Source organism: Nocardia grenadensis NBRC 108939, from assembly GCF_001613445.1.
Classification (GTDB): Bacteria; Actinomycetota; Actinomycetes; order Mycobacteriales; family Mycobacteriaceae; genus Nocardia; species Nocardia grenadensis.
Map to the genome: position 1 here is coordinate 47482 of NZ_BDCJ01000023.1, position 22215 is coordinate 69696.

A 22215-nucleotide genomic window follows, 5' to 3' on the forward strand; every position below is an offset into this window, starting at 1 on the left:
ACCTTGGTCGAGCGGCTGTCCATGGTGGTCAGCGACAGTCTGACCGTCACCAAACGCAATGTGATCAAGATAAAGCGAGTGCCCGACGTGCTGATCTTCAGCACCCTCTCGCCGATCATGTTCGTCCTGTTGTTCGCCTATATCTTCGGTACCGCAATCAAGGTGCCCGGTATGGAGGGCGGCTACCGCGAATTCCTGATCGCGGGCATCTTCGTCCAAACAGTGGTGTTCGGGTCCACGTTCACCGGGCTCAGCCTCGCCGAGGATATGCAGAAGGGCATCATCGATCGCTTCCGCTCGCTGCCCATGGCCCCGTCCTCGGTGCTGATCGGACGCACGGTCAGCGATGTGGTCATCAACGTGGTCAGCCTGGTGGTCATGTCACTGACCGGACTGGTGGTCGGCTGGCGGATCCGCGGGTCGGTCGTGGACGCGATCCTGGCCTACGTCCTGCTGCTGCTGTTCGCCTACGCCATCTCCTGGATCATGGCCGTGGTCGGCCTGATCGTGCGCACGCCCGAGGTGTTCAACAACGCCAGTTTCATGGTGATCTTCCCACTCACCTTCCTGGCGAACACCTTCGTGCCGATGGACGAGCTGCCGACACCGCTGCGCGTTTTCGCCGAATGGAATCCGGTCTCGGCCCTCACCCAGGCGTCCCGGGAACTGTTCGGTAATACCGCGCCGCTCACCGCGGAGTCCACCGCCTGGTCGATGCGGCACCCGGTGGCGACCACCCTGGTCTGGGTGGTCATCATTCTGGCCGTGTTCGTCCCGCTGGCGCTGCGGCAGTACCGCAGGACCGTCAGCCGCTGAGAACGGTCAGTTCGCGGTGGCTTCGGGACCGTCCGGAGCCGCCGCGGCGCCGTTGCGCGTATAGCCGATCCGGGGCGGTGCCGGGGCCGGCTCGGGCGGTTGTGGGCGCTTGCTGCGCACCAGCCACGCGGTACCGCCCGCAGCCGCCACCGCGGCGGCGGCCAGCAACCGATAGCGCGAACGACTGGATGGACGCAGTGGCCTCGAGCTCATGGCACAACTCTGACACAGCCCGGCGGATAACGCAGACCGGCAGGTCAGGGCGCTGTCATCGGCCCGGAGTGCAGCACCGTCGAGCTACGGACCGCGGGCGCGCATGGCACGATGGGCTGGTGAGTACGACACGCCCGGCCAGGTCGGGAGCGCACTGCGGAACAGCTCCGGCAACGAAGCGGAGTCCCTGGTGAACCCCCAGCAGCCCTCGACCCCGGCTCGGGTGTGTGTCCGGCACGCCGACCGCCCGACCGGTCTGTCCTGTACCCGCTGCGGCCGTCCGGCCTGCCCGGAATGCCTGCGTCCGGCCTCGGTCGGGCAGCACTGTGTCGATTGCCTACGCGCCGATCAGCGCAGCACACCGCAGATGCGGACCGTAGCGGGTTCGGCCGCGGCCCGTAGCTCGGTCCCGTTCGTCACCTACACCCTGATCGCGCTCAACATCGTGATCTACGCCGTCACCGCGGCGCAGTCCCGCAGCGTGATGGAGAACGAGCGCGGGTCGGCCCTGTTCGTGGATTGGGTCATGTACCCGCCCGCCGTGGCCGGCGGCGACTGGTTCCGCGTGATCGGTTCCGGGTTCCTGCACTACGGGCTGATCCACCTGCTGCTGAACATGTTCGCGCTGTATATCGTCGGCCGCGATATCGAACTGGTGCTGGGCCGGACCCGCTACCTGGCCGTATACCTCATATCGCTGCTGGGCGGATCGGCCGCGGTGATGTTGCTGGCCCAGGACAGTCTCACGGCCGGCGCCTCGGGCGCGGTCTACGGCTTGTTCGGCGCGATCACGGTCGTACTGATCCGGTTGCGGCAGAACCCGAACAATATGTTGATCCTGATCGCGATCAACGTGTTCATCAGCTTCTCACTACCCGGCATCTCGCTGTGGGGGCATTTGGGCGGTCTGGCCGCGGGCACGCTGGCGACGCTCGGCGTCATGTTCCTACCCGCCTGGCTGCGGGTTCGCACGCCGGAGCGGGCCCGGTTGGTCGGGGTGCTCGCGTTGGCGGCTCTGGCGGTGGTGGCCGTCGCGGTGATAGTGCTCGCGGCGGTTTCGCTGCGCTGAGCCGGACGGGCCCGGCCGCAGCTCCGACGCCGTGGGCCCCGGCATGTTCAACGTGAAACATTCGGCCGCGCGGAGTTCATGTGGCCATGATGCCGCCCGCCTGGGTGCTCAGCGCGCGGCGTCGCCACGCAACCGCAGTTCCGTCCGCACCGCGTCGTAGACATCCTCGGGGCTCGTGCCCAGATCCCAGCGGCCGAAGATCAGCAGCCGTTCGGATCCCAGATGGTCCACATCGATCTCCAGCATCGGCGACTTCCGGCCCAGGCGGCGGTAGCCCACCACCCGGGCCCGCAGGATCTGGTCACGGGTGTACTCGGTGACGCCGGTGAGGGTGCGCAGCACCAGCCGCGGGTTCTCCCCGGGTACCACCGCGAGCCGGGGCCGCTGGCGCATTCCGAGCACGGCCAATCCCAGCAGTACCAGTGCGGCCACCCCGAGCAGGAATTTGCCGGGCAGCTCGGTCGTCAGTACCGCCGCTACCGCGAGGACCACCCCGCCACCGGCCGCCGCGATCAACGCGGGCAGGGGAGTCGTCCAGGCGAGACCGGGTTCGGTGCGGTCGGGCTGCACGCGGTGTACCTCCATCTGAGGTCGAGGGTTATCCACAGAGTTATCCACAGGTGTGCATTAATTACACCGGTGTAACCCCGGTAGAGGTGCCGCTAGCGCCACCGCATCGTCATGATCAGCCCCACCACCATCAGCCCGAACCCGATCAGGAAGTTCCAGGCATTCAGGTTGCTCATCCAGCTGATCTGATCGGCCGCGAGGTAGTAGACCAGCAACCAGACCAGGCCCGCCAGCATGAAGCCCAGCATGATGGTGACGTACCAGACAGGCGACGGACCGGCTGCCTTCACCTTCACCGGCGTACGGCTGGCGGGGTTGATCGTGTAGTCGGTCTTCTTCCGGACCTTCGACTTGGGCATGATGTCCTCGAGTTCAGCGTGCAGGTCGTATTCCAAGGCTATCCCACCAGGTAATCGGTGTGATGCCCAGCGGCCGTACGGTCCGCGTGCCCGATTGTGTCGCAAACGCAGGCCGGACCGGGTGTCCGGGCGTGCGAACACGTAATCTTTTGGGCATGCGTGTACTGGTCGTCGACAACTACGACAGCTTCGTCTTCAACCTGGTCCAGTATCTGGGCCAGCTCGGCGTCGAGGCAGTGGTCTGGCGTAACGACGACCCGGAGCTCGCGGACCCGAGGGCCGTGGCCGGCGAATTCGACGGAGTTTTGATCAGCCCCGGCCCCGGCACCCCGGATCGCGCGGGCGCCAGTATCGACCTGGTACGCGCCTGCGCCGACCGGCAGACCCCGCTGCTGGGCGTCTGCCTCGGACATCAGGCCATCGGCGCGGCCTTCGGCGCCACGGTGACCCGGGCCCCGGAACTGCTGCACGGGAAGACCAGTTCGGTATTCCATATCGGTACCGGCGTCCTGGCCGGGCTCCCCGATCCGTTCACCGCCACCCGCTATCACTCGCTCACCGTGGTGGAGAGGACACTCCCGCCCGAATTCGACGTCATCGGCCGGACCGAGACCGGGATCGTGATGGCCCTACGTCACCACGAACTGCCCATCCACGGTGTGCAGTTCCATCCGGAATCGGTCCTCACCCAGGGCGGGCACCGGATGCTGGCGAACTGGCTGGAAGTCTGCGGCGAGCGCCCCGAGGAGGGACTGGTGCAGATGCTGGAGGCGGAGGTCGCCTCCCTGGCCGTCTGATATACGAAACCGGGCGGCCGATGCACGGCCGCCCGGTTTCGTGTACCCAGACGAGGATCCGCTGCCGGGCCCGGCAGCGGATCAGGGCGATCCCAGTGGGAGTACGCCGGTATTGACTGTCACCGTTGTCGACGAGGGCACGGTGGTTCCGGCAGAGGGCTGCTGGCTGAGCACCTTGCCGGCCTGGTCGGAGTTGAGCGTGATCTGCGTGATCTGGCGGACCTGGTTGGCGCTGCCCTGCCAGCCGCTTTCGCGCAGCTTGTCCACGACCTCCGCGGTGGTGAGCCCGACCAGGTTCGGCATGGCGATCCGATCGCTCTGCGCCACCTGGACCGTGACCGTGGAACCCTCGTCGGCCGTCGAACCGCCGGCCGGGCTGGTGGAGAGGACCTCGCCGCGCGGCCGGGCCGACTGGACCTGCTCGATCACGATCTTGAAGCCGGCACCCTCCAGGTTGGGCTGGGCCACGTCGATCAGCTGGCCGACCACCTCGGTGACGCGGACCTGCTTGGGGCCGGTGCCGATGGTCAGCGTGATCGGACTGCCCGCGTCCATTTCGATACCGGGTGAGGGATCCTGTCCGATCACCTTGTCCTTGTCCTGCGCGCTGGACGGTTCCCGCTTCACATCCGGGTTCGCCTGGAGCCCGACATTGTTGAGTTCCTGTTCGGCATCCTGCTGGGACAGGCCGGTGAGCCGGGGGACCGGCACCTGCTGCGGGCCGGTGGACACCTGTACGGTGATGGTGCTGCCCGCGTCGGCGCGCGAGCCGCCCAGCGGCTGGGTCGCGATCACATTGCCGGCACCGATCTTGCCGTCGGGTTTTTCCTGGACGGCCACATCGAAGCCGAGCGAGTCGAGCTTCTTCTGGGCCTCGCTCGCGGAGGTGTTGGACAGATCCGGGACGGCGACCTGATCGGGTCTGCTACCCGGGCCGAGTAACATCCAGAACAGCCCGAAGGCCGCTACCACCGCGGTGACCACGCCCACCGCGATATAAGCCGTCCGGCGGGAACGGCCCCCGGAATCGTGCGCGTAATCGTCGTAGTCGCCGTCCTCGTCGCCGCGATAGCCTCGGCCGGAGCCTTCCGCCGGGCCCAGCATGGTGGTGCGGTCCTCGTCGGTCATCACCATCGGCGCCCCGGGTTTCTGGCCGCCCAGTACCCGGATGAGGTCCGCGCGCATCTCCGCCGCGCTCTGATAGCGATTGGCCGGATTCTTGGCCATGGCCTCGAGCACGACCGAATCCAGTTCCCGCGGCACCCCCTCGTAGACGAGCGAGGGCAGCCGGGGATCCTCCCGGACATGCTGGTAGGCGACGGCGACCGGCGAGTCACCGGTGAACGGGGGCTGTCCGGTGAGGATTTCGAACAGCACGCAACCGACCGAGTAGACATCGGACCGGGCGTCCACCGTCTCGCCGCGCGCCTGCTCCGGCGACAGATACTGAGCCGTGCCGATCACGGCCGCGGTAGCGGTCATCGGGTTGGCGGCGTCGGCGATCGCCCGGGCGATGCCGAAATCCATCACCTTCACCGCACCCGCACGGTTGATCATGATGTTGGCGGGCTTCATATCGCGGTGCACGATCCCGGCCTTGTGGCTGAAATCGAGTGCCGCGCACACATCGGCGACGACCTCCATCGCGCGCCGGGGCGGCAGCGGTCCCTCGTTGCGCACGATATCGCGCAGCGTGTCACCGTCCACGTACTCCATCACGATGAACGGCAGTGGACCGCCGTCGATCTCGGCTTCGCCGGTGTCGTAGACCGCCACGATGGCCGGATGGTTCAGCGCGGCGGCATTCTGCGCCTCACGTTTGAAGCGCAGATAGAACGTGGGGTCCCGGGCCAGGTCGGCGCGCAACACCTTGATCGCGACATCCCGGTTCAGCCGCAGATCGCGGGCTTTGTGGACCTCGGACATACCGCCGAACCCGATGATCTCACCCAGCTCGTAGCGCGAGGAGAGATTCTTCGGGGTGGTCATGGCTGTCCTTGCGGATTAAGGTCCGGCGCGATGTTGCTGACATTCCCCGGGAAGGGGATATCGATCGACGGCACCGGCGGGCGGCGACGCGTGGTGGTCTCCTCCTCCTCGCCGGTGGTTTCTTCGCTCGCCGTCGTCTCGGTGGTGCTCGGAGCCGCTGAAGTGGTGGTGGTCGGCGGCTGAGTCGTCGTGGTGGTGGGCTGCGGGGGCGTGGTGGTCGTCGGGGCCGGCGGCGCGGTGGTGGTGGGTTCCACGGTCGGCGTCCAGACCGGGGGCTCGGTCACCTCGTAGGTGGCGGTGACCGGTGGCGGCAGCGGACGGGTGGTGGGTGCCGTGGAGGAGGTGCCCGGCGAAGTTCCCGCCGGGTTGGTGTCCCCGCCGAACAGCAGCCACACCACGGCACCGCCCAGCAGCAGCGCGCCGATACCCAGCGCGATCATCCACTTCTGGTTCTTGTTGAGGATGCCGCCGCCGGGGTTGTCGTCGCGGTAGCCGTCGTCGCCGGGATCGTGCGCGCCGCGGTCGTACGTGGTCGCCGGCCCGGCCATGGCGGCGGGCGGTGTGTTGTACCGGACGGTCGCGGTCTCGTCGTAGCCCGGCTGCGGCGCAGCGATCACGCTGGTGGGCCCGGCCACCGGGAGATTACGGGGTGGGGGCGGGCGGCGGCCCGAACGCACCGCGGCGACCGCCTCGGCGAATTCACCGCCGTCGGCATAGCGCTGGGCCGGGTCCTTGGCGAGCGTGATCTCGACCAGTTCGCGTACATTCGGCGGCAGGTCGGTGGGCATCGGCGGCGGCACTTCGCGGACGTGCTTCATCGCGACGGTGAGGGCACCGTCGCCGGTGAACGGCCGCTGCCCGGCGAGCGCCTCGTATCCGACGACACCGAGGGAATACACATCGCTGGCCGCGGTGGCGTCCTCACCGACCGCCTGTTCGGGCGCGATGTACTGCGCGGTGCCCATCACCATGCCGGTTTTGGTGACCGGGGAGGCATCGACCGCCTTGGCGATACCGAAATCGGTGATCTTCACCTGGCCGGTCGGGGTGACGAGGATATTTCCCGGTTTCACATCGCGGTGCACCACGCCGGCCAGATGTGCGACCTGGAGTGCGCGGCCGGTCTGCTCCAGCAGGTCCAGGCCCTGGGCCACCGAGAGCCGGCCGAGCCGGTTCAACACGGTGTTGAGCGGCTCGCCCTGGACCAGTTCCATCACCAGGTAGGCGGTTTCGCCGCCCTGGGGATCGTAGGTCTCGCCGTAGTCGTAGATACCGGCGATACCGGAATGGTTCAGCTGCGCGGTGGTCTTGGCCTCGGTGCGGAACCGGTGCCGGAAGGTCGGGTCCGCGGAGAACTCGGACTTGAGGACCTTGACGGCGACCCGGCGATCCAGCCGGGTGTCCAGGGCTTCCCAGACCTGGCCCATCCCACCGGTGGCGATCAGCCGCTGCAGCCGGTAGCGGTCCGCGATCAACGCGCCGTTTGTCAGCATCGGGTTCCCCGCAGATTCACTCGCACATCCATCTCGTTCAGCGACCTCGCAGACCTGCGTCCAGCACCGCCCGGGCGACCGGCGCGGCGACCGACCCGCCTGTTGCCGCCAGCGCCCGGTCACCGCCGTTCTCCACGATGACCGCGATAGCGATCTTCGGGTTCTCGGCGGGTGCGAAAGCTATGTACCAGGCATGCGGCGGAGTGTTCCGTGGATCGGCGCCGTGCTCGGCCGTACCGGTCTTCGACGCGATCCGGTAGGACGTTCCGCCGCTGCCCGCGGTGTTCTCCTCCGAGGCGACCATCAGCTCGGTCAGCGTAGACGCTACATCGGCGCTCACGGCCTGGCCGACCGAGACCGGCTCGGTTGTGGAAAGCTCGCTCAGGTCCGGGTTCTGCAACTGGTCGACCAGGTAGGGCTCCATCCGGACACCGCCGTTGGCCACGGTAGCGGCGATCACGGCGTTGTCGAGCGGGGTGAGCGCGACATCACGCTGGCCGATACTGCTCTGCCCGAGCGCGGCATTGTCCGGGATATTGCCCACGGTGCTCTCGGCGACCGGCATCGGGATCCCGCGATGCGGTCCGATACCGAAGGCGGCGGCCTCGTCTTCCAGGGCGGCCGCCCCGACATCGACGCCGAGTTCCACGAACGCGGTGTTGCACGACCGCCGGAACGCCTCGTAGAGGGTGGCGGTGGCACCGGATCCGCAGGTCGAGCCGTTGTAGTTCTCCAGGGTCGTGTTCGTGCCCGGCAGGGTGATATTGGGCGCCGCGGTGAACTGGGACTGCGGATTCGCCTTCCCGTTGGACAGCGCGGCCGCCGTGACGACCACCTTGAAGGTGGAACCGGGAGGGTAGGTCTGCGAGATCGCCCGGTTGAGCATCGGCTGCTTCTCGTCGGCGCTGAGATCCTCCCAGGCCTGGGTGCCCTGGGCGCCGTCGTGCCCGGACAGCAGGTTCGGGTCGTAGCTCGGAGTGGACACCATGGTGAGGATCTTGCCGGTGCTGGGTTCGATCGCCACCACCGAGCCGGTGTAACCCTTGCTGGTGAGCTCGTTGTAGGCGACCTGCTGCATCATCGGGTCGATGGTGGTGACGACATTGCCGCCGCGGGGGTCACGACCGGAGATCAGGTCGATCAGCCGGCTGCCGAAGAGCTGGGCGTCCGAACCGTTGAGCACCGGATCCTCGGCCCGTTCCAGCCCGGTGCTGCCGTACTGCATGGAGTAGAAACCGGTGACCGGGGCATAGGCCTGCGGATCGGTGGGGTAGACGCGCAGATACTTGTAGCGGTCGTCGGTGGCCACCGAACTGGCCAGCACGGCGCCACCGGCCGAGATCTGGCCGCGCTGGCGGGAGTACTCGTCGAGCAGCACCCGCGAGTTACGGGGGTCGGCGCGGTAATCGTCGGCTTTGATGACCTGGACGTAGGTCGCGTTGAGCAGCAGGGCGACGATCATCACCATGACCGCCATGGCGACGCGGCGTAATGGTGTGTTCAACGCTGCAGCCCCCCTTGCCGTCGTGACACCATCACTGTCTGCGCTTCCGCCAGCGGCGCGGGGGCCGGTTCGCGGCGGCGGGCCGGCGCGGGTTCGCGAGCCGCGTCGGAAATCTTGATGAGCAGGGCGATCAGCACATAGTTCGCCAGCAGCGAGGAACCGCCGTAGGAGACGAACGGCGTGGTGAGACCGGTCAGCGGGATCAGCTTGGTCACGCCGCCCACCACCACGAAGACCTGGATGGCGATGGTGAACGAGAGCCCGGCCGCGAGTAGTTTGCCGAAACTGTCCCGGATCGCCAGCGCGGTGCGCATACCGCGCAGCACCAGCACCAGGAACAGGATCAGGATCGAGGTCAGGCCGATGAGACCGAGTTCCTCACCGATGGTCGTCACGATGAAGTCTGTTTTGGCGAACGGCACCTGCGACGGCCGCCCGGCACCCAGGCCGGTACCCGCCAGACCACCGGTGGCCAGGCCGAACAGCGACTGCACGATCTGGTAGCCGGTGTTGTTGTAGTCGTCGAACGGATGCAGCCAGGTCGCCACGCGCACCCGGACGTGCCCGAACATCTGGTAGGCGAACACGAACCCGAGAGCGAGCAGACCGCCACCGATGAGCAGCCAGCCCACCCGTTCGGTGGCGATGTAGAGCATCACCAGCACCGTGCTGAAGATCAGCAGCGAGGTGCCGAGGTCCTTCTCGAGTACCAGGACACCGATGCACACGATCCACACGGCCAGGATCGGGCCCATATCGCGGGCCCGCGGGAATTCCATGCCGAGGAAGTGCCGCCCGGCCGCGGTGAACAGCTCACGCTTCGAGACCAGCACCGAGGCGAAGAAGATGATCAACAGGATCTTCGCGAATTCGCCGGGCTGCAGGCTGAGACCCGGCAGCCGGATCCAGATCTTGGCGCCGTTGACCTCGGACAGCGAACTGGGCAGGATCGCCGGGATCGCCAGTGCCACTAATCCGACGAGTCCGAGGGTGTAGGCGTATTTGGCCAGCGTGCGGTAGTCGCGCAGCACCAGCAGGATCGTGACGAACAAGATGATGCCCAGCGCGGTCCACAGGATCTGCTGGTTCGCGTCGGGGGAGGGGATCTCCCACGAGTTGTAGGCGGCGGTCTGCTGATCGGCCAGATCGAGCCGGTGGATCAGCACCAGGCCGATACCGTTGAGCAGCGCGACGATCGGGAGCAACAGCGGATCGGTGTAGGGCGCGAAACGGCGCACCGCGAGGTGCGCGACGGCGAAGAGGCCGAGATAGGCGAGACCGAGCTTGGCGATATCCCAGGTCAGCGATTCTTCCTGGCTCGCTTCCACCAGTGCCAGTGCGGCGGTGGTGATCAGCGCCGCGAATCCGAGCAGCATGAGCTCGGTATTGCGCCGGGTCGTCGGCGACGGCGCCGGAGCGAAACCGCCCGGGGGACTCGGAAAAGCCCCGGCGGACGGTGGTGCCGGTGCGGACATCAGTCCGTCACCCGGCAGTTCTCCCCGGCGATCTGGGGCTGGGCGGTGGTCGTCGGAGCCGGGACGGTGGTGGTCGGCGGCGCGGGCGGCGCGGGATTCTCGCCATTTACGCCGGGCGCGGGCGGCTGGCCGGCCGGGGCCGGGGGAGCCGCTTCGGTGGGCGTCGGCGCGGGCGGCGCCGGAGCGGGGGCAGGGGCGGGAGTGGTGGTGACCACGCCCGGCTGCGCGGCGGAGGCGTTCTTCTTGCACACCGGCAGCAGTTCACGATCGGCCAGCACGGCCATCTGTGCACGGGCCTTGTCCAGGGTGCCGGGCGGCAGCCCGCGCTCGACCTGGTCGCGGCCGGTCTGTTCCAGATCGCCGACCTTCAGCACTCGGCAGCCCTGCGGCAGGGGAGCGCCGCTCTCGACGAGGCCGAGCTCGCCCTTGACGGTGACGCAACCGACCAGGTTCACCTCGTTGATCGAGTAGCCCAGGATCGACCCGGGCAGCCCCTGCATGACCACGACACCGTCGTTGTCCGCCCCGACGTAGTAGTTCGTCCGGATCATCTTGTAGCCGACGACCAGCCCGACCACCACCGCGAGCACGAGGGCGACCGCCAGCAGCAGCCAGCGCAGTTTGTGGGATTTCTTCGGCTGCGGTTCGGGCTCGCCGGCGGCCCGGCGCGGCGCGGCGGCCGGTGGGCGCATCGCTGCGGCCCGCCCGGCCGCGGTGTTCGGCGGCGGGTTGTCGTCGGCTTCGCCGGACGCGGCCCCGGCCACGATCGGATGACTCTGACCGTAGTCGAGGTCGATGACATCGGCGACGACGACGGTCACATTGTCCGGTCCGCCGCTGCGCAGCGCGAGCTCGATGAGCCGGTCGGCGCATTCGTCGGTACTGCCCTCGCGCATGGTGTTGGCGATGGTCTCGTCGCTCACCACATCGGACAGGCCGTCCGAGCAGAGCAGATAGCGGTCCCCGGCCCGGGCCTCGCGCATCACCAGGGTCGGCTCGATCTCGTTACCGGTGAGCGCGCGCATGATCAGCGAGCGCTGCGGATGGGTATGAGCCTGTTCCGCGGTGATCCTGCCCTCGTCCACCAGCGACTGGACGAAGGTGTCGTCGCGGGTGATCTGGGCCAGTTCGCTGTCGCGCAACATATAGGCGCGCGAATCGCCGATATGGACCATGCCGAGTTTCTTGCCGGCGAACAGGATGGCGGTGAGCGTGGTGCCCATGCCGTCGAGTTCGGGTTCTTCCTCGACCTGTTCGGCGATGGCGGCATTACCGGCGTGGGTGGCCCGGTTCAATTTGCCGAGTAGATCCTCGCCGGGTTCGTCGTCGTCCAGATGCGCCAGGGCGGCGATCATCAGTTGCGACGCCACCTCACCGGCCGCGTGGCCACCCATGCCGTCGGCAAGGGCCAGCAGCCGGGCGCCGGCGTAGACGGAATCTTCGTTGTTGGCGCGGACCAGGCCGCGGTCGCTGCGCGCTGCGTAGCGGAGAACAAGTGTCACGATCGGAGCTCGATCACTGTCTTGCCGACCCGGACAGGAGTGCCGAGCGGAACGCGGACTGCGGTGGTGACTTTGGCACGATCCAGGTAGGTACCGTTGGTCGAGCCGAGGTCTTCGACGTACCAGTCGTCACCGCGTAGGGACAGCCGGGCATGTCGGGTAGAGGCGTAATCATCGGTGAGCACCAGCGTGGAATCGTCCGCACGGCCGATCAGCACCGGTTGGGTACCGAGCGTTATGCGGGTACCGGCGAGAGAACCTTGAGTCACCACAAGATATTTGGCGCCCTTCTGGCCTCGGCGCATGGACGGCAGCACCGCGGAACCACGCGGTCCCCGGGTCTGCAGTCGTTTGCCGGAGGCCGCGTAGATATCACTGCGGAGGGTACGCAGGATTGCCCAGACGAACAGCCACAGCAGCAGGAGGAACCCGGCTCGGGTCAACTGCAAGATCAATCCCTGCACGGCGCTCCACCTCCTGTTCGACCGTGTGTCGGCGCTGTAGGCGTGGTGCGACCCACCCCACGGCGATGCTCGTCCCGGCGGACCGCTGTGCGGTGCCGCGCGTGTGTTGGCACATCATAGGGCCGTCGGACGATACCGATCACGATTAGGCCGCCCCATTATGCGAGAGCTGCCTCATGATCCGCACGGCGAGCCTACGGCATCAGACAATACGGATGAGGATCTCGGAGTGCCCGGCACGGATGACATCGCCGTCGGCGAGTTGCCAGTCCTGGACGGGAGACCCGTTCACCAGGGTGCCGTTGGTGGAACCGAGGTCGGACAGCATTGCGGTCTGGCCGTCCCAGCGGACCTCGATATGGCGTCGGGACACACCGGTGTCGGGGAGACGGAAGTGCGCGTCCTGCCCGCGGCCGATGATGTTGCTGCCTTCCCGGAGCTGGTAGGTGCGGCCGCTGCCGTCGTCGAGCGCGAGGGTCGCCGAGAAGCCGGGCCCCGCCGCCGGTGCTGCGTATCCGCCCGGTGCCCCGTAACCGCCCTGCTGGGCCTGCGGGGGATAGCCCTGGCCCTGCTGCTGGCCGTAGGCCTGCTGGTCGTAACCCTGGTCGTAGCCGGGCTGCTGGGCGTAGCCCTGCTGGTCGTAACCCTGGTCGTACCCGGGTTGGGCGTAGCCCTGCTGGTCGTATCCCCCCTGCTGGTCGTATCCCCCCTGCTGGGCGTAGCCCTGCTGGTCGTAGCCCTGCTCGTAACCCTGCTGGCCCTGGTAACCCTGGTCGTAGCCGGGCTGGCCCTGATAACCGCCCTGGTCGTAGCCGGGCTGCTGGCCGTAGCCCTGCTGGTCGTAACCCTGGTCGTAGCCGGGTTGGGCGTAGCCCTGCTGACCGTAGCCCTGGTCGTAACCGCCCTGCTGGGCGCCGTAGGCCTGCTGGTCATAGGCGGCGCCACCCTGCTGGTAGTCGTAGCCGTTCTGGTAATCCGGGCCGCCGTTGTAGGGCGCGCCGGGACCGTAGTCCTCGGGGTACGCGCCGTTCTGCGGCCCGCGTCCCGCGGGTCCGGGAGCGTACCCGCGATTACGTGGATCGGACTCCGCGTGCTCACGGCTCGGGTCGTAGCCAGAGTTCTGCGTCATGGGGCCAGCTCCTGGTTGCGGGTTAGCGGGTCGTTGTAGCGGTTCGGGGCGGTGAGCCGGGGCGGCTCCACGGCCGGCGTCGGGGTCGACGCGACCGCTCGTCCTGAACATTCCGGTGTGCAGCGTAGGGGATGCCTCGAACGCCACGTGTACTTCGCCATAGGTCTGCCAGCCTTGCTCACGGATGTAATCCTGCAGATGTTTGGCGAAAGCACGCGTTGTGAGGTCGTGATCGGCGTCGAACTGCCGGTGGTCCGACGAGTTGATGGTGATCACGTAACTGTTGGGTGCGAGCAGATGCCCGCCGCCGACATCTCGGACGTTGTCGGCGGCCTCACGCTGCAGCGCTGCCTCGACCTCCTGGGGAACAACGTTCCCGCCGAAGACTCTGGCGAAGACGTCACCGACGGCGCCCTGTAGGCGACGCTCGAAACGCGAGACGATCCCCATTCGGGCCCTCCCTTCGGTGAGTCTCTCCTCATTCTTTACGACGACACACGAATACGGCGTGTCGTTCTACGAGCACGTTCTCTGCATGATATCCACGTTCCGCTGTACCTGTAACTACCGGAACCGTGCCGGAGTTCCCTTCTCGGCGCACTTCCTGCTCCGAGTTCTGGTCAGCGGCGGGTTCGAAAAGGCCGTGACCACGCGATTTCGTCTCCCTGACATCCCCGTGCTAGTGTCTGACCGTCGCTCGGGCGAGTGGCGGAATGGCAGACGCGCTGGCTTCAGGTGCCAGTGTCCTTCGGGACGTGGGGGTTCAAGTCCCCCTTCGCCCACCGAGAAGAGGCCGTGGACCCTTCGGGTCCACGGCTTCTTCTTTTTCTGCCACCGGGGCGCGTATTGCTCCGGCATCATGGTCGCGAAATCGGTGTGTGTTGTTGGTCATGGTTGTTCCGTCGCGGCTCGTACGATCGCCTAGAACGTGTTCCAGTAATCTGACAGAAAATCCGCGGAACCCGTTGACTCCCGATGCGAACCTGTTCTAATTCATGCCATGCGGAGATATGAAGGCCGTCGAGTACTGGTGACAGGTGCGGGATCGGGGATCGGCCAGGGTGTGGCCCTGCGACTGCTGGAGGAAGGAGCCCGACTCGTCGCCGCCGATATCAACGAGCCCGGTCTGGCGGCCACGGTGGAGAAGGCCGGGGATGTGGCCGACCGGCTGAGCACCGTGGTGGTGAATATCGCGGATATCGAGTCGGTGCGCGCGGCCGCCGAGACGGCGCTGGAAACCCTGGGCGGATTGGACGTGCTCGTCAACTGTGCGGGCATTCTGAAGCCGGCCCGTACGCACGAGATGCCACTCGACGAGTGGAACCGGGTCATCACCGTCAATCTCACGGGCACATTCCTGGTGACCCAGGCGCTGCTGCCGCCCCTGCTCGAATCCGGCCGGGGTGTGGTGATCAATATGTCATCGACATCGGCCTTCCAAGCGGCCCCCTATCTCGCCGCCTATGCAGCCTCCAAGGGCGGCGTGGCCTCCTTCACCCACGCGATCGGCCTGGAGTACGCGAAACAGGGACTGCGGGCGGTCAATATCGTCCCGGCGGGAATCACGAGCGGGATCACCACCGAATCCATCACCGAACAGCCGGAGGATGCGGACTGGACCCTGTTCGCCCGGCTGACCGGTTGGCTCAACGGCGGTGCGCTGGGTACCCCGGAGGATATCGCCGGCGTCGTGGCGATGGTCGGGTCCGATGAAGGCCGCTACATCACCGGTACCGAGATCAGGGTCGACGGCGGCGCGCTCATGTGATCTCACAAGGTTCCTGGGCCGCAACGGTGCTCGCGCGAGTCGCGATCGCCGCTGCGGCCTTTCTTTTTCACCGGGCCCCGGCGTGGCTCTCCCGGCCGGTCGTCCGGGCGCGCCACAGCGGACGATAACGGTCGCCGGAGCGGGCGCAAACGTCGCGCCGTACTCTTGGTATGCCTGAATGAGACCGAGATCACACAAGAACTTTTTGATTGCGGCGGCGCTGCTGAGGGTTGCCTCAGTAGGTGGCTTCGGTGACCCAGTTCACGTCTCGGAACCGCTTTGGTTAACTACCGCGAGGTGTTTACCGGGGCCCCGTACGGGGGATGCGGCAGGTTTGTCCGCGCTAAACAAACTCTGGGTATTTTTCGTCCGTATCGCCTGTTCGGCAACCGTGTTAACGGCGCGCGAACGCGCAGTTCGGCACCGGAAAGGCCGAGTTAACGGCGGTTCGGGTGCACTGCGCGGCGAACCCGTTTCGGATTGGGCGTAACCATGGTTACGGATATGTCCGTGACCAGTAGTAACCAAATGTACTTGCAAATGAAAGCACCGCTGTAAGTCCGGTAGCGCCTGCTGGAAGTTAGCTGCACACGAGAGAAGTCGAGGGTTTCTGGATGTTTGCCGAACTGCGATGCGTACCTGTGACCTCAGCCGCAATGGGTTGCGTAGGGATAACGATTGTGTAGAGTCAACGGTAACGCTGGCCGCAGCTAGAGCGGCGACTCGCTGCGGCCAGCGGAATTCAATCGGGGAAATCTACGCAGGTCATCCGGTTCGCGTTGCTGCGACCTCACAATACGTGGCCGATCGCTGTGTGCTCGACGTTGTCTGCCCGTTACCGCGAAAGTTGCGCTGCCGCTACTTCTGCCGTCGTCGACTCGGCAACCCGTGCGGCTCGGCTGCCGGCGAGAACGATGTAGGCGAGAAAGGCCGTCTCGGCGGCGAATCCGATGGCGATCCGGGCCGGCGTGGGTAAGCCGCTCGGCGTCACGAATCCCTCCAGAAGTCCCGCTACCAGCAAGGTCGGTACCAAGCCGAGCGCGATGGCGGCAGTGACGCGGCCCTGCCGGGCGACTGCTTCGGCCCGGCTCAGGCGGCCCGGATCGATCAGCGTCCAGCCGAGTTTCAGGCCTGCTCCGCCCGCGATGAAAATGGCTGTCAGCTCCAGCATCCCGTGCGGCAGCAGGAATCCGAAGAACGAGTCCAGCCGGCCGGCCTCGGCCATCAACCCTGCCGTAATGCCGATATTCAGGGCATTCATGAACAGTAGATAGAGCACGGGCACGATGAGTACGCCCAGAAAGAGGGCCAGTGCGGATACCCACGCATTGTTGGTCCAGACCAATGCGGCGAACGCATCGTTGGAATGCTCGGTGTAATAGGTCTCGAAGGCGCCACCCGGAGCGGTCAGCGCACCCGTATCGCCCTGCAGGCCCAGCCTCTTCCGGGATGACGGATCGTGCGCGATCCAGGCGGCGAACCCCGCCGACACACTCAGGAAGACCACGGCGACCGTGAGCCACCAGCCCAGCGCCCGATATACCGCGCCGGGGAATCCGTGGGTGAAGAACCGGACGATCTCGGTCCAGGGGTTCGGCGCGCTGCCGACGATCCGGCCGCGGGCCCGGGCGATCACCGCGCTGAGCCCGGCCACCAGTTCCGGTTCGGGACTGTGCGTCTGCAACCGGGCCAGCTGCTGCGAGGTGCGGCGGTACAGCAGCACCAGTTCGTCGGTTTCCGGCCCGGTGAGGGAGCGTTTGCGCGACAGCGTGTCCAGCCGGGCCCACAGGTGCCGGTTCCTCGCGCTGTATGCGTCCACATCCATAGGCTCGCCTCCCGCTCCCGCCTGTACCGCCGTCGTACCCAGGGCGGCACCCGCCGCGGACCGCGCACAACGGCAGGGCGGCCCGCACTCGGCGAACCGATGGCGACGGCTGTACCCCCGTGTCATCGACGCGGGGCCGGAAACCGGCCGCCGTGAAAGAATGCTATGCGATATGGCCGAATTCACGACGGGCGAAGCGGTGGCGATCGAACTACCGGTTGCCCGCGTCCCGACCCGCGCGGCGGCCTTCGTGCTCGACCTGATCGTGCAGGCCGTGCTCGGAACCGTGTTGTTCACCGGTGTCCTGCTGCTCGTCCGCGGTGACGACGCCGACCCGTGGTTCAGCACCTTGACGCTGGTTTCGTTGGTCACGGTGCTCGTCGGGTATCCGGTCGCGTTCGAGACACTGTTGCGTGGTGCCACCCCAGGGAAATTGGCGCTGGGGCTGCGGGTGGTGCGCGCCGACGGTGGCCCGATCGATTTCCGGCACGCCCTCACCCGGGGCCTCACCGGCGCGATCGTGGATTTCTGGATGCTCGGGCTCTTCGGTGTCATCGCCGTGGCGAGCTCGATGTGCTCGCCGCACGCACGCCGGGTGGGTGATGTGCTGGCGGGCACCGTGGTGGTGCATATGCGGCAGCGACTGTCGGTGCCCGCGCTGGCCGTGCCACCGGTCTGGCTGAGCGGTTGGTCGGCCGAATTGGATCTCGCGGCGCTGCCCGAGGATCTGGCCCTGGCCGTGCGGCAGTACCTGACCCGGCTCGACTCGCTGACCCCGGCGGCGCAGTACGAACTCGGACAGGCGCTCGTCCACGCCGTGTGCACCCGGCTGCGGGTCGCGCCGCCGGCCGGGTACCCGCCGGTGCAGATTCTCGGCAGCGTGATCGCCGAACGTCAGCGTCGCGCGCTACCGGTGCCACCACCCCCGGCGTTCGCCGTGCCGCCGGTGTCGTTCGCGCCCATTCCTTGAGGCCCGGCGGGTCCGGTGGGCTACCGAGTCACAGAGCCCCGGATCGTTTGAGCTCCAGGTACTCGTCGGCCAGGGCCGCGGGCAGATCGGCCCCGGCCGCGGCGACCACGGCGATCCCCATCCGGCGCAGCGATTCCTGCAATAGCGCGTGCTCGGCGATCCGCGATTCGGCCGCGGCTGCCCGGTACAGCGCGGCCGGGCTGCCGCGGTCGGCCGCCGCGGCGGCGATATCGGGATCGGTGACCGACACGATCAGTACCCGATGCCGTTCGGCCAGGACGGGGAGCACCGGAAGCAGGTTCTCGGTGACCGCCGCGCCGTCCAGGCCGGTGAACCACACGACCAGGCTGCGCCGCCGGGCCCGCTGGACAGCGGCTCGGATCAACCCGTCGGCGTCGGTGTCGACCAGCGCGGGGGTGACACCGGCCAAGGCGTGCATGAGTTTGGGTTGGATGCCGCGGCCGCCGGCCGGTACCTCGGCGCGCACCACCCGGTCGTAGGCCAGCAGGCCCACCATATCGCCGCCGGCCGCGGCCAGGCCGCCCAGCAGCAGGGCCGCCTCGATCGCCGTCTCCAGGCGGGTGCCCGCCCCTACCCGCCCCGCGCTGATCCGGCCGGTATCCAAGAGCATGAGCACCTTCCGGTTGCGTTCCGGACGCCAGGTACGGACCAGCACATCGTCGGCTCGTGCGGTGGCCCGCCAGTCGATGGTGCGGACATCGTCGCCCGGTACGTATTCACGGAAGGAGTCGAACTCGGTGCCCTGGCCGCGTATATCGGCCGGATTGCGGCCTTCCAGATGGTGCAGCCGTTTCACCTTGGCGGCGAGGAGCCGTTCGCTGCGGAACGGCGGCAGGGCCCGGACCCGGGCCGGGACATCGCGGTGGAATTGATGCCCGGCCAGACCCAACGGCCCCCACAGGCGCAGGGTCACCGGTCCGGCGGCGCGATCGCCGCGGTGGGTGGGAGTGAGCGTCGTGCGCAGGCGGATCCGGCCGGACGCGGGGACGGTGATCCGGTGTTCGCGTTCGGTGGCGTGGGCACTGTCGGGCCAGTCGTCCCACAGCAGGCCCCGCACGGTCCGGGCTCCGGTATTGGTCAACGTCAGCTCGACCTCGGTGTGCGCGCCCAGGCGCAGCACCGTCAACTCGGGCCGTTCCAGCATCACCTCCGCGCTCCGCGCGGCCAGCAGACGGTCGGTCACGGCGAGCGCGAAAATCAGCGCACCGGCGACCAGGACGGCGGTCCAGGACGGAGCGAGCAGCATGACCGCCGGTGCCGCGGCGGCCGCGACGACGACCAGCCGGCCGGTGACGACCACGGCCTACACCGGGACCGGGATCGACAGCAGCAGCGCGGCCATCACCTGTTCACCGGTCACCCCGTCGAGTTCGGCTTCGGGACGTAGTTGCAGCCGGTGCCGCAGGGCCGCCACGGCAACGGTTTTCACATCGTCGGGCGTGACAAAACCGCGTCCGTTCAGCCAGGCCAGCGCCCGGGCCGCGGACATGAGCGCGGTGGCGCCGCGAGTGGACGCGCCGTGCTGCACCGCCGCCGCGGCCCGGGTGGCGCGGCACAGATCGACAATATAGGCGAGAACCTCCGGCCGGACCGTGACTTCGGCGATCGCGGCGCGGGCGGCGGCGATATGCGCCGGTCCGGCCACCGGCCGCAACCCGGCCGCGGTGAGGTCGCGGGGGTCGAATCCGTCGGCGTGGCGCTGCAATACGCGGAACTCGTCGTCCCGGTCGGGGAGATGGATATCGACCTTGAACAGGAACCGGTCCAATTGGGCCTCGGGCAGCGGATAGGTCCCCTCCTGCTCGATGGGATTCTGGGTGGCGACCACGACGAAGGGGTCGGGCAGCGGCCGGGGCGAGCCATCGACCGAGACCTGACGCTCCTCCATGGATTCCAGCAGTGCCGACTGGGTTTTCGGTGGGGTGCGGTTGATCTCGTCGGCCAGGAGCAGGTTGGTGAACACCGGACCGTCACGGAAGGTGAACTCGGCCGAATGCGGATCGTAGATCTGTGATCCGGTGACATCGGCCGGCATCAGGTCAGGGGTGAACTGGACCCGGGCGTGCCGTAGGTCGAGGGCGGTGGCCAGGGCCCGGACCAGCAGGGTCTTCGCCACCCCGGGGACCCCTTCCAGCAGTACGTGGCCGCGGCACAGCAGCGCCAGCACCAGGTACATGACGGCGTTGTCGTTACCCACCACCGCCTTGCCGATCTCGGTGCGTAGTGCCGCGAAGGCGGCGGCCGCCTCGGCGGGAGTGGGGGCCGCGGCTGCGCCCGCGCCGGCCTTACCGGTGTCAATGCTGGTCATCCGACCTCCGCTTCGATCCATTCGAGTTGCGCGGCAACGAATTGCAAGGTCGGCGCGTCCGGCACCGGCCCGTAGAGGGCCGACCCGACAATGGCCGGGTCGGCGCCGATCCGCGCGGCGACCGCCGCCGTCAATTCCTCCGGGGATGGCCCGGCGCCGAGCGCGCGGCGCACCCTGCGCACGGTCGCGGCGCGCAACACACCCGCGATATGCGCGTGATCACCGGAGCGGCGGTAGAGCCCCGCCTGTCCGGCCAGCAGTTCATCCGCCGCGACCTCCACCGGCCGCGGTTCACCGACCACCGTGCCCCGGCGCCGCGCCCGCCACCACACCAGCAGGGCGGCGGCGATCAGGAATTGCAGCCCGCCGAAGGCCAGCCAGTCGGGGGTGCGCTCGAAGAAGGAGTCGTCGCCGGTCGGTCGGGGTAGGTCCGGGTCGTAGCCGTCGCTCGGCGGGTTCGCCGGGGGTGGTGGCGCGTCCGGGAGCCGCGGCGCGCTGGGTCCGGAGCAGCCCTGCAGGACCGCGTACAGCACCAGCAGGAGCACGACCAGCGCTGCGGCCCAGGCCCAGAACCGGGGGGCGCGCAATATCGTGGGCCACCGCACGGAGCCCGGCCGCCACCGCGACCCGCGGCGGGCCGGTTCGATATCGAACGGTTCGGCCGCGGGGGGCGGCGCCGCCGCGGAGAACCGGTCGACCCGGGTCAGGCGGCGGTACTCCTCTTCATCCGCCCGGCGGCCGCCGTAGACGACCTCGTCGAACGACTTCGCGGCGGAGGCGAATCCACCGGAGTCCCCGGCGGGCAGCTTCACCGCCGCTTCGTGCGAGGTTTCATGGGCGGTGCGCGATCGGCGCACCTCGAGCAGTCCGCGCTGTTCCAGCCCGCGCAGCACCGCCCGGAAACGTTCACGTAGGGCGGTATCGAAGTCACCGCGGGCGGCCGCGTGTTCGGCTGCGGCCGAATGGACCGCGGCGGCGTCCAGCCGGGGCTGCTCCGGAACGGCCCGGGACGGATCGGTCACCGGCCACCCCTGTCGGGGATCCGGATATCGGCGCCCTCCCGCCGGCACCGGAGATCCAGGTAACCGACCACTCGGCCGCTGGACTCCACGATCTCGGTGAAGGCCGCCACCAGCAGCCCGGCGACGGTGACCAGTACCAGGAACGCCCACCGGTGGGTGCCCGAGATATCACCGACGAACAGTACGAGGCCCAGCAGTGGTGCCATGAGCAGTGTGAAGAGCAGGCGCTGGCAGATCCAGAGACCGGTCCGCCGGGTCCGCAGATTCGCGACCAGCGCGCCCGACCGCGACAGCGCCGCCCGGGCGCCGGCGCCCTCGGCGAACAGCACCGGCACGGCCGCGAGATGACGCGCGCGCAGCCAGGCCAGCCAGAACAGACAGCAGGGGTAGGTGACCACGAACCACAGCAGGCCACCGAGGAAGGTGAACGGGAAGAGCGCGGCGCTGATACCGAGCACCGCGATCCCGATCGCGGTGAACGAGAGCTGGGTGAGCAGCAGCGGGCCCAGCCTCGCCGCGGTGCGACGCAGACTTTCGCGCAACCCGATCGGGTGCCCGCCGACCCGGGCCAGGCCGGTGCCGACCGTGACACCGCGCAGGACGAGCCGGATGGCCCAGGCGCAACCGAGTGTCGCGAACAGCGCGGCGAGGGCGGTCCCCGTATCGGAGCCGTCGGTCAGATGCGAGATCAGCCCGATCGACCCGGCCACCACGAGTTCCCCGGACACCAGCAGTACGGCAGCACCTCCCGCCAGCGTCCGGATATCGGCCTGCAGGAGCGCGAACGGCGCGTCGAGAAGTTCCCGGAAACTCAGCGGACGGATCGGCACCGTCGCTACCTGGGCTCGGCCTTCCGGGTGTATTCCCGCCCCGACGGAACCGGCCGTATCAGCGGCAGGCTGCACGTGGCCGAGTCTAATG

Annotated in this window: 20 protein-coding genes and 1 tRNA gene; 6 read left to right on the forward strand and 15 right to left on the reverse strand. The window is 67.9% G+C overall.

The features are described from left to right. The first annotated feature begins 21 nt into the window (after window positions 1-21). A complete protein-coding gene (locus NGR01S_RS23605; RefSeq protein ID WP_063040475.1) occupies window positions 22-816 on the forward strand; it encodes an ABC transporter permease in 795 nt (264 codons plus the stop codon). A gap of 6 nt (window positions 817-822) precedes the next feature. Here NGR01S_RS23605 and NGR01S_RS23610 read toward each other — a convergent pair whose 3' ends face one another. After that, window positions 823-1029, reverse strand: coding sequence for a hypothetical protein (locus NGR01S_RS23610; RefSeq protein WP_063040420.1), 207 nt, complete (start codon window positions 1027-1029; stop codon window positions 823-825). 187 nt (window positions 1030-1216) lie between these two features. Here NGR01S_RS23610 and NGR01S_RS23615 point away from each other — a divergent pair, with 187 nt between their 5' ends. Beyond that, window positions 1217-2098: a rhomboid family intramembrane serine protease gene (locus NGR01S_RS23615; protein ID WP_063040477.1), complete on the forward strand. Its 882-nt coding sequence runs from the start codon at window positions 1217-1219 to the stop codon at window positions 2096-2098. Window positions 2099-2206: 108 nt separating this feature from the next. On the opposite strand, the gene NGR01S_RS23620 is transcribed toward NGR01S_RS23615, so the two are convergent. Together NGR01S_RS23620 and crgA are read right to left on the reverse strand one after the other, a co-directional pair. Next, window positions 2207-2668 carry a PH domain-containing protein gene (locus tag NGR01S_RS23620; RefSeq protein WP_245664732.1) on the reverse strand — a complete coding sequence of 154 codons (462 nt, stop codon included), beginning with the start codon at window positions 2666-2668 and terminating at the stop codon, window positions 2207-2209. Between the two features lie 92 nt (window positions 2669-2760). Further along, the gene (crgA, locus tag NGR01S_RS23625; protein WP_030524428.1) at window positions 2761-3027 is read right to left on the reverse strand and encodes a cell division protein CrgA; all 267 of its coding nucleotides are present in this window, start codon (window positions 3025-3027) and stop codon (window positions 2761-2763) included. 155 nt (window positions 3028-3182) lie between these two features. On the opposite strand from crgA, the gene NGR01S_RS23630 reads away from it, so the two are divergent. Next, the gene (locus NGR01S_RS23630) at window positions 3183-3824 is read left to right on the forward strand and encodes an aminodeoxychorismate/anthranilate synthase component II (RefSeq protein WP_063040423.1); all 642 of its coding nucleotides are present in this window, start codon (window positions 3183-3185) and stop codon (window positions 3822-3824) included. Between the two features lie 81 nt (window positions 3825-3905). Here NGR01S_RS23630 and pknB read toward each other — a convergent pair whose 3' ends face one another. From pknB to NGR01S_RS23665, 7 genes are all read right to left on the reverse strand, one after another. Continuing rightward, window positions 3906-5813 (reverse strand): Stk1 family PASTA domain-containing Ser/Thr kinase, encoded by a 1908-nt coding sequence (pknB, locus tag NGR01S_RS23635; RefSeq protein ID WP_063040425.1) that lies wholly within the window; start codon window positions 5811-5813, stop codon window positions 3906-3908. Beyond that, window positions 5810-7306, reverse strand: a complete 1497-nt coding sequence (locus tag NGR01S_RS23640; protein ID WP_063040437.1) for a protein kinase domain-containing protein — start codon at window positions 7304-7306, stop codon at window positions 5810-5812. Before NGR01S_RS23640 ends, pknB begins: the two co-directional genes overlap by 4 nt. A 37-nt stretch (window positions 7307-7343) precedes the next feature. Further along, complete coding sequence (locus NGR01S_RS23645) at window positions 7344-8810, reverse strand: peptidoglycan D,D-transpeptidase FtsI family protein (RefSeq protein WP_063040441.1); 1467 nt, start codon at window positions 8808-8810, stop codon at window positions 7344-7346. After that, entirely contained in the window at window positions 8807-10285 is a 1479-nt protein-coding gene (locus tag NGR01S_RS23650) for an FtsW/RodA/SpoVE family cell cycle protein (RefSeq protein WP_063040442.1), read from the reverse strand. Before NGR01S_RS23650 ends, NGR01S_RS23645 begins: the two co-directional genes overlap by 4 nt. Beyond that, window positions 10285-11787: a PP2C family protein-serine/threonine phosphatase gene (locus NGR01S_RS23655; protein WP_063040443.1), complete on the reverse strand. Its 1503-nt coding sequence runs from the start codon at window positions 11785-11787 to the stop codon at window positions 10285-10287. The genes NGR01S_RS23650 and NGR01S_RS23655 overlap by 1 nt, the downstream gene beginning before the upstream one ends. Then, the gene (locus tag NGR01S_RS23660) at window positions 11784-12251 is read right to left on the reverse strand and encodes an FHA domain-containing protein FhaB/FipA (protein WP_030524421.1); all 468 of its coding nucleotides are present in this window, start codon (window positions 12249-12251) and stop codon (window positions 11784-11786) included. Before NGR01S_RS23660 ends, NGR01S_RS23655 begins: the two co-directional genes overlap by 4 nt. 202 nt (window positions 12252-12453) lie before the next feature. Continuing rightward, window positions 12454-13830 (reverse strand): FHA domain-containing protein, encoded by a 1377-nt coding sequence (locus NGR01S_RS23665; protein WP_063040444.1) that lies wholly within the window; start codon window positions 13828-13830, stop codon window positions 12454-12456. A 249-nt stretch (window positions 13831-14079) separates the two neighbouring features. Between NGR01S_RS23665 and NGR01S_RS23670 the strand changes: the two genes are divergently transcribed. Both NGR01S_RS23670 and NGR01S_RS23675 read left to right on the forward strand, forming a co-directional pair. Then, window positions 14080-14162, forward strand: a tRNA-Leu gene (locus NGR01S_RS23670). A 218-nt stretch (window positions 14163-14380) separates the two neighbouring features. After that, entirely contained in the window at window positions 14381-15148 is a 768-nt protein-coding gene (locus NGR01S_RS23675) for an SDR family NAD(P)-dependent oxidoreductase (protein ID WP_063040449.1), read from the forward strand. 835 nt (window positions 15149-15983) lie between these two features. Here NGR01S_RS23675 and NGR01S_RS23680 read toward each other — a convergent pair. Continuing rightward, on the reverse strand, window positions 15984-16973 hold the full coding sequence (locus tag NGR01S_RS23680; protein WP_063040450.1) for a stage II sporulation protein M: 990 nt from the start codon (window positions 16971-16973) through the stop codon (window positions 15984-15986). Window positions 16974-17145: 172 nt separating this feature from the next. On the opposite strand from NGR01S_RS23680, the gene NGR01S_RS23685 reads away from it, so the two are divergent. Further along, complete coding sequence (locus NGR01S_RS23685; protein ID WP_063040479.1) at window positions 17146-17943, forward strand: RDD family protein; 798 nt, start codon at window positions 17146-17148, stop codon at window positions 17941-17943. A 28-nt stretch (window positions 17944-17971) separates the two neighbouring features. Here the strand turns inward: NGR01S_RS23685 and NGR01S_RS23690 are convergent, their stop codons facing one another. The 4 genes from NGR01S_RS23690 to NGR01S_RS23705 are packed head-to-tail and all read right to left on the reverse strand — an operon-like array spanning window position 17972 to window position 22199. Continuing rightward, a complete protein-coding gene (locus NGR01S_RS23690) occupies window positions 17972-19264 on the reverse strand; it encodes a DUF58 domain-containing protein (protein WP_063040451.1) in 1293 nt (430 codons plus the stop codon). Window positions 19265-19267: 3 nt separating this feature from the next. After that, on the reverse strand, window positions 19268-20272 hold the full coding sequence (locus NGR01S_RS23695) for an AAA family ATPase (protein ID WP_063040453.1): 1005 nt from the start codon (window positions 20270-20272) through the stop codon (window positions 19268-19270). Further along, on the reverse strand, window positions 20269-21294 hold the full coding sequence (locus tag NGR01S_RS23700; RefSeq protein WP_063040455.1) for a DUF4129 domain-containing protein: 1026 nt from the start codon (window positions 21292-21294) through the stop codon (window positions 20269-20271). Before NGR01S_RS23700 ends, NGR01S_RS23695 begins: the two co-directional genes overlap by 4 nt. After that, entirely contained in the window at window positions 21291-22199 is a 909-nt protein-coding gene (locus tag NGR01S_RS23705; RefSeq protein ID WP_084481642.1) for a hypothetical protein, read from the reverse strand. Before NGR01S_RS23705 ends, NGR01S_RS23700 begins: the two co-directional genes overlap by 4 nt. Between the last annotated feature and the right edge of the window lie 16 nt (window positions 22200-22215).